Annotated in this window: 10 protein-coding genes; 5 read left to right on the forward strand and 5 right to left on the reverse strand. The window is 33.0% G+C overall.

The window, feature by feature from the left end:
- Positions 1-82: 82 nt before the first annotated feature.
- The gene (locus QLQ96_RS09775) at positions 83-1,525 is read right to left on the reverse strand and encodes an alpha-amylase (RefSeq protein WP_482496484.1); all 1,443 of its coding nucleotides are present in this window, start codon (positions 1,523-1,525) and stop codon (positions 83-85) included.
- A 467-nt stretch (positions 1,526-1,992) separates the two neighbouring features.
- On the opposite strand from QLQ96_RS09775, the gene QLQ96_RS09780 reads away from it, so the two are divergent.
- From QLQ96_RS09780 to QLQ96_RS09795, 4 genes are all read left to right on the forward strand, one after another.
- Entirely contained in the window at positions 1,993-3,423 is a 1,431-nt protein-coding gene (locus tag QLQ96_RS09780; protein WP_482496485.1) for a peptidylprolyl isomerase, read from the forward strand.
- Positions 3,424-3,501: 78 nt separating this feature from the next.
- Complete coding sequence (locus tag QLQ96_RS09785; protein WP_095928768.1) at positions 3,502-4,455, forward strand: AAA family ATPase; 954 nt, start codon at positions 3,502-3,504, stop codon at positions 4,453-4,455.
- A gap of 378 nt (positions 4,456-4,833) precedes the next feature.
- Entirely contained in the window at positions 4,834-7,605 is a 2,772-nt protein-coding gene (locus QLQ96_RS09790; RefSeq protein WP_482496486.1) for a bifunctional aconitate hydratase 2/2-methylisocitrate dehydratase, read from the forward strand.
- A 117-nt stretch (positions 7,606-7,722) separates the two neighbouring features.
- Positions 7,723-9,987 (forward strand): aconitate hydratase, encoded by a 2,265-nt coding sequence (locus QLQ96_RS09795; protein ID WP_482496487.1) that lies wholly within the window; start codon positions 7,723-7,725, stop codon positions 9,985-9,987.
- Positions 9,988-10,061: 74 nt separating this feature from the next.
- Here the strand turns inward: QLQ96_RS09795 and QLQ96_RS09800 are convergent, their stop codons facing one another.
- Together QLQ96_RS09800 and QLQ96_RS09805 are read right to left on the reverse strand one after the other, a co-directional pair.
- Entirely contained in the window at positions 10,062-11,462 is a 1,401-nt protein-coding gene (locus QLQ96_RS09800) for a Kelch repeat-containing protein (RefSeq protein WP_482496488.1), read from the reverse strand.
- 179 nt (positions 11,463-11,641) lie between these two features.
- Positions 11,642-13,021, reverse strand: a complete 1,380-nt coding sequence (locus tag QLQ96_RS09805; protein ID WP_482496489.1) for a Kelch repeat-containing protein — start codon at positions 13,019-13,021, stop codon at positions 11,642-11,644.
- A gap of 243 nt (positions 13,022-13,264) precedes the next feature.
- Between QLQ96_RS09805 and QLQ96_RS09810 the strand changes: the two genes are divergently transcribed.
- Positions 13,265-14,425 carry a C40 family peptidase gene (locus tag QLQ96_RS09810; protein WP_482496490.1) on the forward strand — a complete coding sequence of 387 codons (1,161 nt, stop codon included), beginning with the start codon at positions 13,265-13,267 and terminating at the stop codon, positions 14,423-14,425.
- Here QLQ96_RS09810 and QLQ96_RS09815 read toward each other — a convergent pair.
- Positions 14,422-14,811, reverse strand: coding sequence for a response regulator (locus QLQ96_RS09815; protein ID WP_482496491.1), 390 nt, complete (start codon positions 14,809-14,811; stop codon positions 14,422-14,424). The two genes, QLQ96_RS09810 and QLQ96_RS09815, sit on opposite strands and share 4 nt — an antisense overlap.
- Complete coding sequence (locus QLQ96_RS09820; RefSeq protein ID WP_482496492.1) at positions 14,801-16,225, reverse strand: sensor histidine kinase; 1,425 nt, start codon at positions 16,223-16,225, stop codon at positions 14,801-14,803. The genes QLQ96_RS09815 and QLQ96_RS09820 overlap by 11 nt, the downstream gene beginning before the upstream one ends.
- Between the last annotated feature and the right edge of the window lie 355 nt (positions 16,226-16,580).

A 16,580-nucleotide genomic window follows, 5' to 3' on the forward strand; every position in this document is an offset into this window, starting at 1 on the left:
TAAATTTGGAAGTCTTTTTCTAAATGGATTTTCAAAAAAAAAATAAGGCTGTTTTGCAACAGCCTTAAATAGTCATTTTAAATTACTGATTAATTGACCAAATTGAATATCCTTTTGGAGGACATTGTATTTTTACCCATTTGTCTGCCTGTGTAGTTGGGAACCAAGTTGAGTTTTCTGTGAAATCTTTAATTTGAGTATTAGCCCAATTGGTTTGAATCCATCTCTCTTGCCAAACGTCTGAGTTGTTAATGTAAACTACTAATCCTGGGTTTCCATTATATCCGTTTCTTCTCGCAACATATTCGTCATTGTCAGAATATAAAATAGAAGTTGTTCCTGTTGCTTTATTATTGTGGATCCAGATTAGGTTGTTCAATTTGTTTTTGTCAAGCCATTCTTCATAATCTCTGTAGAAAATAGTCGGATAACCTTCATGAGTTAATATATAGGAGTAAGCTAACATTTTGCTCCAAATTTCATCGGTGTCATGATTGGTTACAAAAGTCACCGCCTTATATGGATTACGTTTCCACATCATGTCATCATTCAAAAGTGCCAAATTATTTCCGTCAAAAGCATCATTCATTTTGTAATAACAAGCAAAGTCAAAAACAGAACTGTTGGCATTATTTGCCCAGTCATTTAATACATTAACATTAGAATCCCATAATTCTCCGACAGAAAATCCGCCAACATTGGCATTCCAAGCATTTACAACCCACGCGCCAAAACCTTTTACATAATCAAATCTCCAACCATCAAATTTCATGGTGTTTTTATAATATTTACCAACTCCGTCAGTTCTAAGCCAAAGCCAGTTTTGAACATTTGGTGCGGCATGACATAAATCTGGAAAACCTCCAAAAGCACCTTCATCATTATTCCCGTAACTGTTTTTATAAAAATCATTATAATTGCGTGGAAATTTCCCAGAAGCAACTCCTGTAAAATTGGTCCAAGTATTTGTTCCCGTAAATGGATTAGCTTCAGATTGCCCGCCACTATTATGATTAATTACAATGTCTGCATACACTTTTATATTTTCGTTGTGAGCAGCAGTAATTAAGTTTACTAATTCAGTTTTAGATCCGAATCTCGTTTCGGTACTTCCGTTCTGATTGTAATCCCCAAAATCAAAATAATCTGTTGGGTCATATCCCATAGAAAATGCGCCATTTTGAGCTTTAGAAGCAGGTGGTAGCCAAATTGAACCAATTCCTGCATTTCCCCATGCAGTAACTTTACCGCTTACGGTATTCCACCAATTCCCACCAGCAGGAACATCCCAATAGAAAGCCTGCATCATAACCCCTCCGCCAGGATTGTCGACATATTTTCCTGTTGTGGAAGAATTTGAAACCCCTGTGCTAAAAGGTTTGCCATCGTGATGCGTAACATCAATAACTTTAAATTTTTGACTTTCGGCTTTTGAATCAGACTCGTTAATTTCGTTTTGAGAACACGAATACATAAGTCCAGTAAATGCTGTGATGAGGCATAATTTTAAAATAGGTTTTTTCATAATAGATGTGGTTAAGTTAAATAGTAAGTTTGCAATTATTTAATTTTTAGCTTTAAAAAAGTAAATATTGTTATTTTTAGACGCTGTAAATTGATAATTACACATCTAAAGTAAAGGTTTTTTGATTTAATTTTAATCTGTAAGAAAATAACTTATCACGAAAACGTTGTAGTGTTAAGAACTTTTTGATATGATGCTTATAATTAGGTATTTATTTATTTGTGAATACTAAAAATCGGTAGCAATGATAAAAATGTATTTAGCTGAATTTGAAAAATCGAAATGGACTATCCTATAATTTTTTGTTAATAGTATATCGGATAGTTGGATTATGTAATTGAATTGTTATTTTTGTTCGTTATATGTTACGAAAGAACTATACTTTAATTATTTATGTTTAAGTTCAACATCAATAATTTGAGGGGGATTATCTAAAACAGGCTTACATTCAAATAAAAATTAAAATAATGCTATTAAAAAAATTACAGCTAAAAACAATTGATTACAAGTTTGCACTAACAATTTGTTTTTTTCTTTTTTTTGCTCCAATTATCACAGCGCAAGAAATTATTCCTGATGTTGTTGCTCAAAAACCAGTTGAAGCTCCTTCTGGTGGGAAATTGAAAATCGACGGAATCATTGCGACAGTAGGAGATTATATCGTTTTAGATTCAGATATCGATAAAGGATTTTTGGAAATTACTGCTCAAGGCGGATCTGTAAAAGATATTACTAGATGCCAGATGCTAGGTAAGCTTTTAGAAGATAAATTATATGCTCACCAAGCAATTCAGGATAGTATTATTGTTAGTGATGCAGAGGTTAGAAGTATGATGGATGAGCGTCTTAACTATATGACACAGCAAGTTGGTGATATCAATAAAGTAGTCGAATACTATAAGAAAAGTTCTGTTGAAGAATTTAAAACTTATTTTGCCGATATCTTAAAAGAGCAAAAATTAGCTTCTGAAATGAGAGATAAGATCATTAAAGATGTTGAAATTACTCCAGAAGAAGTTCGTAATTTCTTTAAAAAAATCCCAAAAGACGAATTGCCAACTTTTGGCGCTGAAATGGAAGTAGCGCAAATTGTTGTTGAACCTAAAATTTCTAAAGAAGACAAGCAAAAGGTTATAGATAGATTAAATGCTATAAGACAAGACGTTCTTGAAGGTTCTAGTTTTGCAACAAAAGCAGTTTTATACTCTCAGGATCCAGGATCTTCGCCAAACGGAGGATATTACAAAATGACAAGAAAAACTCCTTTCGTTAAAGAGTTTAAAGATGTTGCTTTTAGTTTGCAGGCAGGTGAGATTTCTCAGCCATTTGAAACTACTTTTGGATTCCATATTATTATGGTAGAAAAAATTAAAGGACAAGAAGTTGAACTTCGTCATATTTTGATTTCTCCAACAGTTTCGGAAGCTGCTTTAAAAGAAGCTAAAGAGAGAATTACAAATGTTAGAAATAAAATAATCAATAAAGAAGTGACTTTTGCTGAAGCGGCAAGAACAGAGTCTGATGAAAAAGAGACTAGAACAAATGGAGGAACATTAGTAAATCCAACAACACAAGATACTCGATTTGAGTTGACTAAAATGGATCCAACATTGTACAGTCAAGTTTCAAATTTAAAAGGAAATGAGGTTTCTCAACCGCTTTTAAATACTGATGATAAAGGTAAAAAAACATACAAACTAATTACAGTTACCAACAGAATTGACGAGCACACTGCAGACTATGCTAAAGATTATACTAAGATTAAAGAATTAGCATTAAAAGAAAAGCAAATCAATGCAATTGCAAAATGGTTTGATACTAAAATTAAAGATACTTACATCAAAATTATTGGAGAGTATAAAGACTGTACTTTCGCAAACAATTGGTTGAAAAAATAAGTTTTAATAAATAAATAAAAAGAGTTAGTTTTATGAATTCATAGAATTAACTCTTTTTAATTTTAAATACATTCATAAATGTCTGACGTAACAGCAATTCACAATTTAGTTCAAAAAAGAAACGAATTAAAAAAAGAAATAGCGAAGATCATTGTAGGGCAAGACGCCGTTGTAGATCAAATTTTACTTTGTATATTTTCCGGAGGGCATGCACTTTTAATAGGAGTTCCAGGTTTAGCAAAAACCTTAATGATAAATACTTTGTCTCAGGCTTTGGGTCTAGATTTTAAAAGAATTCAGTTTACGCCAGATTTGATGCCTTCTGATATTTTAGGAAGTGAAATTTTGGATGAAAACAGAAATTTCAAATTCATTAAAGGGCCAATTTTCTCTAATATTATTTTGGCTGATGAGATAAACAGAACACCGCCAAAAACACAAGCAGCTTTGTTAGAGGCGATGCAGGAAAGGTCGGTTACCATTGCAGGACAGCATCATAAATTAGATTTGCCTTATTTTGTTTTGGCAACTCAAAACCCTATTGAGCAGGAGGGAACCTATCCTTTGCCAGAAGCTCAATTAGACCGTTTTATGTTTGCTATTAAATTGGAATATCCAACTTTTGAAGAAGAAGTTCAAGTAGTAAAAAGAACAACTTCTGATGTTAAAACAGAAATTAATCCGTTGTTTACTGCTCAGGAAATTATCGATTTTCAGCACTTAATCCGTAGAATTCCTGTTGCAGATAATGTTATTGAATACGCAGTAACTTTAGTAAGCAAAACTCGTCCTGATAATAGTTTGACTAACGATTTTGTAAAAAACTATTTAGATTGGGGAGCAGGGCCTAGAGCATCACAAAACTTGATTCTGGCAGCAAAAGCACATGCGGCTTTTAATGGAAAGTTTTCACCAGATATTGAAGATGTTCAAGCAGTTGCGACGGGTATTTTAAGACACAGAATTATTAAAAACTATAAAGCCGATGCTGAAGGAATAACTGAAGAAGTTATTATTAAAAAATTGATGTAAAATCATAAATACATTTACTAGGATCCTGATAATTTATTGTCAGGATTTTTTACTTTTAGCAAGTCTGAAAACTCTTCTCAAACGACGTTTAAAATTCCAACTATAACGTTATAATTGCTTATTTAGAAAGATTCTTCTTGAAAATAGATGTAAAAACCTACTTGTTTTGCAACAACCAATTTCGACTTTGTTAAAGAAAAGATCTTTAAATGTTAATAATTCATTATTTTGATGTAAAATTGAGTTTTTGGTAAAAACAAGCAGTGAAAATCGTTTTTTAGCAATAATAATTTTTGAAAAGGCTTGTTCTATTAAATTTTTTTTAATTATCGTCATTAATGCTTAAATTTGCCTCAAAAAAATAAATCCGCTTTTATTATGAATATTTATCAGGATTACATTCAAGAAATTGAAGAAAGAAAAAGTCAAGGGTTACACCCTAAACCAATCGATGGAGCTGAATTATTAAGCGAAATCATTGCTCAAATTAAAGATGTTGATAACGCATACCGCGCAGACTCTCTTAAGTTTTTTATTTACAATACATTACCTGGTACTACTAGTGCTGCAGGTGAAAAAGCAAAGTTTTTAAAAGAAATTATTTTAGGACAATCAATTGTAGCGGAAATCACTCCAGATTTTGCTTTTGAATTGTTATCGCACATGAAGGGTGGACCTTCAATCGAGGTGTTATTAGACTTAGCTTTAGGAAATGATACTGCAATTGCTAAACAAGCAGGAGATGTTCTTAGAACTCAAGTTTTCCTTTACGATGCTGATACAGATCGTTTAAAAGAAGCGTTCAAAAACGGTAATGCAATTGCTAAAGAAGTTATTGAAAGTTATGCTCAAGCTGAATTCTTCACTAAACTTCCAGAAATAGCTGAAGAAATTAAGGTTGTTACTTATATCGCTGGTGAAGGAGATATCTCTACAGATTTACTTTCTCCAGGAAACCAAGCGCACTCTCGTTCTGACCGTGAACTTCACGGAAAATGTATGATTACTCCTGAAGCGCAAAAAGAAATTCAGGCGCTTCAGGCAAAACATCCAGATGCAAGTGTGATGTTAATTGCTGAAAAAGGAACAATGGGAGTTGGTTCTTCTAGAATGTCAGGTGTAAACAACGTGGCACTTTGGACAGGAAAACAAGCTAGTCCTTATGTTCCATTCGTAAATATTGCTCCAATTGTTGGAGGAACAAATGGTATTTCTCCAATTTTCTTAACTACAGTTGACGTAACTGGAGGTATTGGAGTTGACCTTAAAAACTGGGTTAAAAAAGTTGACGCAGAAGGAAATGTTGTTCGTAACGAAAATAACGAGCCAATTCTAGAAGAAGCATATTCTGTTGCTACAGGAACTGTTTTGACAATCAATACGCAGACTAAAAAATTATATAATGGTGATCAGGAATTAATTGATATTTCTAGATCATTCACTCCTCAAAAGAAAGAATTCATTAGAGCTGGAGGTTCTTATGCAATTGTTTTCGGTAAAAAATTACAAACTTTTGCGGCTAAATTATTAGATATTCAGGCGCCTGCTGTATTTGCTCCGTCTAAAGAAATTTCTAATGAAGGACAAGGTTTAACAGCGGTTGAAAAAATCTTCAATAAAAATGCTGTTGGTATCGCTCCAGGAAAAGTTTTACATGCTGGTTCTGACGTTCGTGTAGAGGTAAACATTGTAGGTTCTCAGGATACTACAGGTCTTATGACTGCTCAGGAATTAGAGTCAATGGCTGCTACAGTTATTTCTCCAATTGTTGATGGTGCTTACCAATCAGGTTGTCATACTGCTTCAGTTTGGGATAAAAAAGCGCAGGCAAACATTCCTAAATTGATGAAATTCATGAACAACTTTGGTTTGATCACGGCTCGTGACCCTAAAGGTGTTTACCATTCAATGACAGACGTTATCCATAAAGTGCTTAACGATATTACTATCGATGAGTGGGCTATCATTATCGGTGGTGACTCTCATACAAGAATGTCTAAAGGTGTTGCTTTTGGTGCTGACTCAGGAACTGTTGCTCTTGCTCTTGCTACTGGAGAGGCTTCTATGCCAATTCCAGAATCTGTAAAAGTGACTTTCAAAGGAGATATGAAGGGTTATATGGATTTCCGTGATGTGGTTCACGCTACTCAGGCTCAAATGCTTCAAAAATTTGGTGGTGAGAACGTATTCCAAGGTAGAATCATTGAGGTTCACATTGGAACTTTAAATGCCGATCAAGCCTTCACATTTACTGACTGGACTGCAGAAATGAAAGCTAAAGCTTCTATCTGTATTTCTGAAGATGATACATTAATTGAATCTTTAGAAATTGCAAAAGGCAGAATCCAGATCATGATCGACAAAGGAATGGACAATGAAAAACAAGTTCTTCAAGGATTGATCAATAAAGCAGATAAAAGAATTGCAGAGATTAAATCGGCTGAAAAACCAGCTCTTACTCCAGATGCAAATGCTAAATATTATGCTGAAGTTGTAGTTGATTTGGATCAGATTGCTGAACCAATGATTGCAGATCCAGACGTAAATAATAAAGACGTTTCGAAACGTTATACTCACGATACTATCCGACCATTATCTTTCTATGGTGGTGTGAAAAAAGTAGATCTTGGATTTATCGGTTCTTGTATGGTTCATAAAGGAGATATGAAAATCCTTGCTCAAATGTTGAAAAATGTTGAAGCACAAAAAGGAAAAGTTGAATTTAATGCTCCGCTTGTAGTTGCTCCTCCAACTTACAACATCGTAGATGAATTAAAAGCTGAAGGAGATTGGGAAGTTCTTCAAAAATACTCAGGTTTCGAATTCGACGATAATGCTCCAAAAGGTGCAGCGCGTACAGAATATGAAAACATGTTGTATTTAGAGCGTCCAGGATGTAATCTTTGTATGGGTAATCAGGAAAAAGCGGCTAAAGGAGATACTGTGATGGCAACTTCTACACGTCTTTTCCAAGGAAGAGTTGTAGAAGATACAGAAGGTAAAAAAGGAGAATCATTGCTTTCTTCTACACCAGTTGTGGTTCTTTCTACAATTCTTGGAAGAACTCCAACTATTGAAGAATATACAGCTGCAGTAGATGGTATCAATTTAACTAAGTTTGCGCCATCAAACAAGCAGTTAGTGATGTAATCAAGACTAATTATAAATCAAAAGCCCGAGCCATAAAACTCGGGCTTTTTTTGTAATAATTGCTCTATTTTTTGTAACTTGTCATGTTCAAAAAAGAATAATAAAAACAAAAAATCTATGGCTTTTGATATCGAAATGATTAAAAAAGTGTACGAAAACATGCCAGGTCGCGTTGATAAAGCTCGCGAGATTGTTGGTCGTCCGCTTACTTTAACAGAGAAAATTTTATACAATCACCTTTGGGATGGAAATCCAACTAAGGCGTTTGGAAGAGGAGTTGATTACGTTGATTTTGCACCAGATCGCGTAGCTTGTCAAGATGCAACCGCACAAATGGCATTATTACAATTTATGCATGCTGGTAAATCTAAAGTAGCAGTTCCAACAACTGTTCACTGTGATCACTTAATTCAGGCAAAAGTGGATGCTGCAACCGATTTAGCAAGAGCAAAAACACAAAGTAATGAGGTTTTTGATTTTTTATCATCAGTTTCTAATAAATACGGAATCGGTTTCTGGAAACCAGGAGCTGGAATTATTCACCAAGTTGTACTTGAAAATTATGCTTTCCCTGGCGGAATGATGATTGGTACCGATTCTCACACTGTAAATGCAGGTGGTTTAGGAATGGTAGCAATTGGTGTTGGTGGAGCCGATGCTGTAGACGTTATGTCTGGAATGGCTTGGGAACTTAAGTTTCCTAAATTAATTGGAGTAAAATTGACTGGTAAATTATCAGGATGGACAGCTCCTAAAGATGTTATTCTTAAAGTTGCGGGAATTTTGACTGTAAAAGGAGGAACGGGTGCAATCGTTGAATATTTTGGTGAAGGTGCAACTGCGATGTCTTGTACAGGTAAAGGAACAATTTGTAATATGGGTGCTGAAATTGGAGCAACAACTTCAACTTTTGGTTATGATGATTCAATGAGTCGTTACCTTCGTTCTACAAACAGAGCCGATGTTGCTGATGCTGCTGATAAAGTAGCTTCTTATTTAACAGGAGATCCTGAAGTATATGCAAATCCAGAGCAGTATTTTGATCAAGTAATCGAAATCAATTTATCTACATTAGAACCACATTTAAATGGTCCTTTTACACCAGATTTAGCAACGCCAATTTCTAAAATGAAAGAAGAAGCAATCAAAAATAACTGGCCATTGCAAATTCAGGTTGGTTTAATTGGTTCTTGTACAAACTCTTCTTATGAAGATATTTCTCGTGCAGCTTCGTTGGCAAAACAAGTTGCTGATAAGAATTTAAAAACGAAATCACAATTTACAATCACTCCGGGTTCTGAAGTAGTTCGTTCTACAATCGAAAGAGACGGATTTATTGATACTTTTCATAAAATTGGAGCAACTGTTTTTGCTAATGCTTGCGGACCATGTATAGGTATGTGGGATAGAGAAGGAGCAGAAAAAGAAGAAAGAAACACAATCGTACACTCTTTCAACCGTAACTTCTCAAAACGTGCAGATGGTAACCCAAATACTTTAGCTTTCGTTGGTTCTCCAGAATTGGTAACGGCTTTAGCTATTGCGGGTGATTTAAGTTTTAATCCATTAACAGACACATTAATCAACGAAGATGGAGAAGAAGTAAAACTTGATGCTCCAACAGGAGACGAACTTCCTTCTAAAGGTTTCTACGCTGAAGATCCAGGATTTCAAGCTCCAGCTGCGGATGGTTCAGGAGTTCAGGTTGTAGTTAGTCCAACTTCTGAGCGTTTGCAATTATTGGCTCCATTTAATGCTTGGGATGGAAAAAATATCACTGGTGCTAAATTGTTAATTAAAGCATTCGGAAAATGTACTACAGACCACATTTCTATGGCTGGACCTTGGTTGCGCTTCCGCGGACATTTGGATAATATTTCTAACAATATGTTGATTGGAGCTGTAAATGCATTCAATCAAAAAACAAATTCGGTTAAAAATCAATTAACTGGGGAATATGATGCTGTACCGGCTGTAGCTCGTGCATATAAAGCGGCTGGAGTTCCTTCTATTGTAGTTGGAGATCATAATTATGGAGAAGGGTCTTCTCGTGAGCATGCGGCAATGGAGCCACGTTTCTTAGGTGTTAAAGCAGTTTTAGTAAAATCTTTTGCTCGTATCCACGAAACAAACCTTAAAAAACAAGGTCTTTTAGGATTGACTTTTGCAAACGAAGCAGATTACGATAAAATTCAGGAAAATGATACAATCAATTTCTTAGATTTAACTGAGTTTGCTCCAGGTAAACCGTTGACATTGGAATTTGTTCACGCAGATGGTTCAAAAGATATAATCTTGGCAAATCATACTTATAATGAAGGACAGATTGGATGGTTTGTTGCAGGTTCTGCTTTAAACTTAATTGCAGCTGGAAAAGCTTAATACTTAGATTAGATATATTTCAAAAATGCCCTGTTCTTACAGGGCATTTTATTTTGATGATTATTTGTTGAAAATTAGTCTGCTTTGGCTAAATTATTTGTGGTTAAAACTCTAATTAGATTGGGTCTTGTATTGTCAAATTCGTCCAGAGAAACGCTGTATGTTTTTGATGACGGAGAAGTGCTATAGTTAGTGAAATCATAACCTCCAATGATATATAATTTGTTATTAATGAAATGCATTGCGGCAGATTTTATCTCGAGATTGATAAGGTATTCTTTAATTACTTTCGATTTTGTATCGTAAACAAACAGTTTCCCATTTTCAAACATGTATATAATATCTTCATTGTAGGTAATTGCAGGATTTTCGAGTCGGCAAAGCAGAGTCGCTTCATGTTTCCAGCTTTCATTTGTTAAATCAAAACTTTGGATTTCAGAAAAACTTTTCTTGTTAGCATTGCCAATTGTAAAGATTTTATCGCCAACCAAAACTCCATTTACTTCTTGAGCTACTGGCATTTTGGCTAACTCATACCATAGTCCAGAAGTTAAATTATACAAATGAACCTTGTTGGTAAAAGTTTTTATTCCACTTTCAGTTGATTTTATTGAACCGCCCATGACAATAATATTATCATGATAAACGAAAGAAGCAAAGTTTACAGCTTGGTGCGGATTGGTTTTGTCAAATACAAGTTTATTTGTGTTAAGATCGAAAACTTCAATTATGTTATTCAGATATTCACGTCTTTTGTTGAGTGGCGTGCTTTTTCCGCCTAAAACATACAGTGTGTTGTTGTAAAAATTCAAACTATGATAAGCTCTTTTTTTAAAGTTTTGATTCGATTTCTCCCACAAATCTGTTTTTGGATCATACATAAATAGATTACCCTCGAAAAAAATTCTTTCAGCAGGATCGCCACCCAGTTCTTGCAGGTATCTGTTTGTAAATCCAGGGTCGTTAAATCTAGTAGGGTCGCCGCCTATGTTTTTTGATTTAATAGTGGTTAAAATGTTCCATTGATCGCTGGCATCACCTCCAACGACATAAATTTTACCATTAGCAGCTACAGAACCAAAAGAATAAATGCCATATTCTAAAGATGATAGTTTGGTAAAATCAAGTTTGGATTTTAATTTTGTCCATCGATTATCGGTGATATTAACGTTTTTTAAAGCCTCAATGTCTTCTTCAAGTGATATGATAAAATTTAATTTTTTTAAATCTATAATTGCGATTTTTGTTGTAGTATATCCAACATGAGAAATCTCAAGAGTATCATTTAGCTTTATTTTTTTGTTCAATGAAAATTCTCCTTTCTCATTGGTTAAAGTACCAATTTTAGTGCTCACTGCATATATATTAGCATCTTCTACAGGTAAATTACTAATTTTAGATGTAACAATTCCTTTGATTATTTGTGCGTTTGTAATAAAGGGCACTAAAATGATAATGAACAGTAATTTTTTCACAATATAATACAGTTGAGTTTTGTTTGGAAATCTTTATAAAAATAAGAAAAGTTTGCTAAATTTCTTTGGTAAGCTGGTTAATTTTGAAATAAATCTATTATTAAATTGTTTAAATAGAAATGAAAAATGCCCTGTTTTTACAGGGCATTTCGTACTTTATAATTGTTTATTGCTTAAGATTAATTTCTCTGCGCTAGCTTATCTTGGGATAAAATTCTAATACGATTTGGTCTTGTGGTATCAAATTCGTCAACAGAAATACTATATACTTTTTTTGAAGGAGTCATGATATATTGAGTAAATGTATGTCCTCCAATTATGTATAGTTTGTTATTTAAAAAATGCATTGAGGCAGCTTTTAATTCAAGTTGAACCAAATATTCTTTGATTTGCTTCGATTTTGTATTGTAAACTAACAGCTTTCCATCTTCAAATAAGTATATGGTATCATCGTTATAAGCAACAGCAGGATTTTCTAGACGAGAAAATAAGGTAGTTTCATTTTTCCAGCTTTCGTTTGTTAAATCAAAACTATGAATTTCTGAAAGGCTTTTGCTGTCAGTATTACCAATAGTGAAAATTTTGTCGCCAATTAAAGCGCCTTTTATTTCTTGGGCTACAGGCATTTTTGCTAACTCGTACCATAATCCAGAAGTAATATTGTACATATGGACTTGATCAGTAAAAATTTTTTGATTTTTTTCGTTTGATTTTATCGAACCACCCATAACAATAATATTGTCTTTGCATACGAAAGACAAAAAATCAGCTGCCTTATGAGGATTGGTTTTGTCAATTGCAATTGTATTTTTATTCATGTCAAAGACTTCAATCTCATTATCTAAATATTCCAACTTTTTACTTGTAGATAATCTTTTGCCTCCTAAGACATAAAGTGTGTTGTCGTAATAATTTAGACTATGATAAGCTCTTTTTTTAAATTTTTCACTCAATTTCTGCCATGCATCCGTTTTCGGATCGTAAACTAATAAATCTCCATTGTAAAAATTTTTGCTGCCTTGAAAGGCAACTAATTGTAGGTATTTTTGTTCAAATTTAGGATCTTCACTGTCTATTCCTTTTTCTTTTAAAGTATGTAATGCATTTGATTCTTCGCTGCTATCACCTCCCATTACATAAATTTTATCATTTACAACTGTGGAACCAAAAGAATAAATGCTTTTTTCTAGAGACGCCAGTTCAGTAAAATCAAGTTTAGATTTTAATTTTACCTTACGATTTGTGATGTTTATATTGTTTAGTGTTTCGATATCTTCTTCGAGTGAAATGATGAAATTAGATTTCTTTAAATCTCTAATTGCAATTTTTATTGTGATGTATCCAATATGAGAAACCTGAAGAGTATCATTTGATTTTGCTTTATTATTTAGTGTAAATTCTCCATTCTCGTTAGTTAATGTTCCGACTTGAGTATGCAACGCGTATACATTAGCATCTTCTATCGGTAAATTACCAATTTGAGATTGAACAATTCCGTTTATTGTTTGCGCATTTGCAATAAAAGGCAGAAAAATGATAAGGTAGAGTAGTTTTTTCATGGTACATAAATCTGTTTTGGCTAGAATTAGTGTAAAAATAAGTCTTTTATGTAAAAAACTGCATTTCAAAAAGTTGGCTCAATTTTTATGCCGAGACTGTTAATCTGAGGTAAAATAATTGTTAAAAAAGCCATTTTTTATACTTTAAAAAGTTAAATTCGCATTTGACATAATATATTTGTAATTTTTAAGTTTAATTCTGTAATTGAGCTTAAAAAAAGAGTGCTAACTTAAAAGATAGATATGGTTTTTAGATTCATAATAGTTTTGATTTTTTTCAGCGTTGGAGCTTTCGCTCAGGATAATTTTGTTAAACACAAGATTTCACAAGGAGAAAATCTTTCTGTTATTGCTAAAAAATATGGAGTAAAAGTTAAAGATATTGCAGATGCAAATCCAAATGCTCCTAAAATTCTAAAACTAAATTCGACTCTCTTAATTCCAAACAAAAATAAAAGCACTGCAAAAGCAAAAACTAAAAATGTTGAAGTTGCAGTAAATGATACCCCTCCTAATACTTCTGGAACTCACGAAGTAGCCTCAAAAGAAACACTTTGGGGAATTTCTAAAAAATACAATGTTTCTGTTGATGATTTAAAGAAAGCAAATCCGCTTTTGGAGACAGAAGGATTGAAAATAGGGCAACAAATTATTATTCCTTCTGATGTAGCTTTGATAAATGAAAAACCGATAGAAACTAGTGCTGAAGTGGTTTCAACAGATGTTGAGTTTATCAGAGAAGTCAAATCCAAAGAAACAAAATATGGTATTTCTAAGGAATATGGTATTACAGTTGCAGAACTAGAGCGCCAGAATCCTTCAATTAAAGGGAAAGTGCCGGTTGGATACTTATTGAAAATTCGTCTTCCAAAAGAAAAAGCGGATGCAATTCAGGCAGCAAATGCATTGCAGGAAGCAAACGCACAGACAGATGCTTCTTCTAATCAAGTAGCTGAAACTGCTCCAGAAATCAAAAAAGATTCTTCTTTTGTAAGGCCAATAATTGGCAATCAATCTGAGTTAATAGAGCAACTTATAGCTAATGCTACCGAAAATATCGGAACAAGATACAGGTCTGGAGGTACAACTAAAGCAGGTTTCGATTGTTCAGGTTTAATGATTTGTACATTTAACAGCTTTGATATTAAATTGCCAAGAAGTTCTATAGAACAATCGCGTTTCGGAACAAAAGTAAGTGCTGACGAAGCTCAAAAAGGAGATTTGATTTTCTTTAGAACTAATGGACGACGCCATATAAATCATGTTGGAATGATTGTGGAAGTGGCTGAAAGCGGAGAAATTAAATTTGTTCATTCATCTACACATGGCGGAGTAATTATTTCTTCTACAAAAGAACCTTATTATACAAGAGCTTTTTCTCAAGTAAACCGTGTTTTGAATTAAAATTGAATAAAAGTACTTTTCAATATCTCTAATCGAAAAGGTTTGTTCCAGAAATCAGAAACATACTTGTTTTCTTTAACTTTTTTGATTTCATCACTATCTAAAGTGGAAGAAAGTACAAAAATTTCAATTCTTTCTTTTACATTTTCAGGAAGTCTGTCAAATTCTTCCAAAAATTCAAACCCATTCATAATAGGCATTTGAATGTCTAAAAGAATAACCAACGGATTTGAGTTCTGATTTTTTAGCAGCCAGTTTATTCCCTCTTTTCCATTGTTAGCAATGTAGACAGGATTAATATCAAGCCCTTTTTTCAACAACTTTTTAGTGACAAATTGATCGATCAAATTGTCTTCTATGATTATAAATTGAGATCTATACGGCATAAGAATTTGGTATTGTTACTATAAATTTACTTCCAACGCTACTTTCTGAAAAAACAGAAATATCACCTCTAATATTTTCAACAGCTTCTTTTACAATATATAAGCCTAATCCAGAACCTTTGTTTTTATTTGTCCCAAAATACATGTCAAAAATATTGGCTTTGTGATCTTCATGAATTCCGATTCCATTATCTGTTACTTCAATTTTATTTAAACCTTCAATAAAATAAGTTCGAATTGTAATAAACATTTCTTGTTTGTTGCAATCGGCATATTTTATGGCATTAGAAAGCAAGTTGTTAATTATGATTTTTAAACGAAGCCCATCGCTTTCAATCTCGTCAACCAAAAGTTCCTGCGTGAATTTAATTCTATTTGCATTTTCAATATGCATTAGTTGTAAAATAGCTTCATTGCACAACTCTTTCAGACTCACAGGTTCCATTATTACTTCTTTCCTTTTGTTCTTAGAATAATCAATAATGTCACTAATAAACTGATCTTGTCTGGCAAGACTTTGATGCATCATTTGAAGATAAGTTCTAACTTGCTGTACGTCATCTTCTAATGCTGTTATTTCAATAAGTCCTTTTAATGAAGTAATTGGCGATCTCAAATCGTGCGATGCACTGTAGACAAATCGGTCCAACTCGCGATTTACTATAATGAGATTTTCATTTTTCACATCTGTTTCTTTCTTCGATACTAACAGCCTTTTTACCATGATAGAATAGTAAAGACAAACACTGCAGATGATAATCAGAATAAAAAAGATGTTTGTTATAATTAGCAAATCTTTTATTTTTCGGGTTCCTTCTCCTAATGTATTAGAAAAATTGCGCTCATTTATAGTCAATCGGTCGCTTATAAAACTTATTTCTTTTAAATATTTTTTTTGATCTTCGGCGGTTAATATATTATGCTGTATTTTGGCATTAATCTGTTGGCCAATAACAAATAAATCAAAAATTAATTTATCTCCTTGTCCCCATTCGTTTATGGCTTTAGATAAGAAGTTTACATTTTTGAAGTTTTCAAACAGCCAGATAATGTCGTCTAAATCATCTTCGTTATTTCTACCGATAAGAAATCCTTTTCTGGCAACTTTATTGTCTCCTGCTTTTAAAAGTGTAATTCTCGCAATACCATCGCCCTGTGGAACTTTTAGTTCTTCAAGATATAATTTCCACTGTATGGGATTTTTTGTAAATAAATAGGTAATCAAATGTCTCGATGCATCTTTTTGTCCTTTTGAATAATGTGATTCTCCGTTTACATATGCTCTATTGGCAGATAAAATCTTAATAGTAAAAAAATTAATGCAGATTAGTAATGCGCATGAAATAAAAACTACTAAAATAAGTATGAAAACATTTGGAAAACGAAAGTTTTTTAAAGCTTGCAATTTAGACATGATTTTAAAATTAGTAGGTTAATGAAAAAGTGCCTTTTGCGCGTTTTTTGGATGTGTGAATAAATAGTATGGGGAAAATTAATTCATTGACAAACATTAAACACTTGTTAACTTATTTCGTTGTTTTTAAATGCTATTGAAATGATTCTCTCAAATGTAATAAAATTTATCTTATAGTTTTCGCAAAAATAATCATCCGGATATAAAATATTTTTAATTGAAATATTTTTATTTAATTATTTTAAAATCAATTAGTTAAATTGTTTTGTGGTGTTGTTTTTTTGAAGTTTTGGAATTGAAAAAGCTAATTTTTAATCAGAATTCCAAATTCAAAAAGAAAATAAGGAGGTATGGA

The sequence above is a fragment of the Flavobacterium sp. B167r genome (assembly GCF_056824315.1).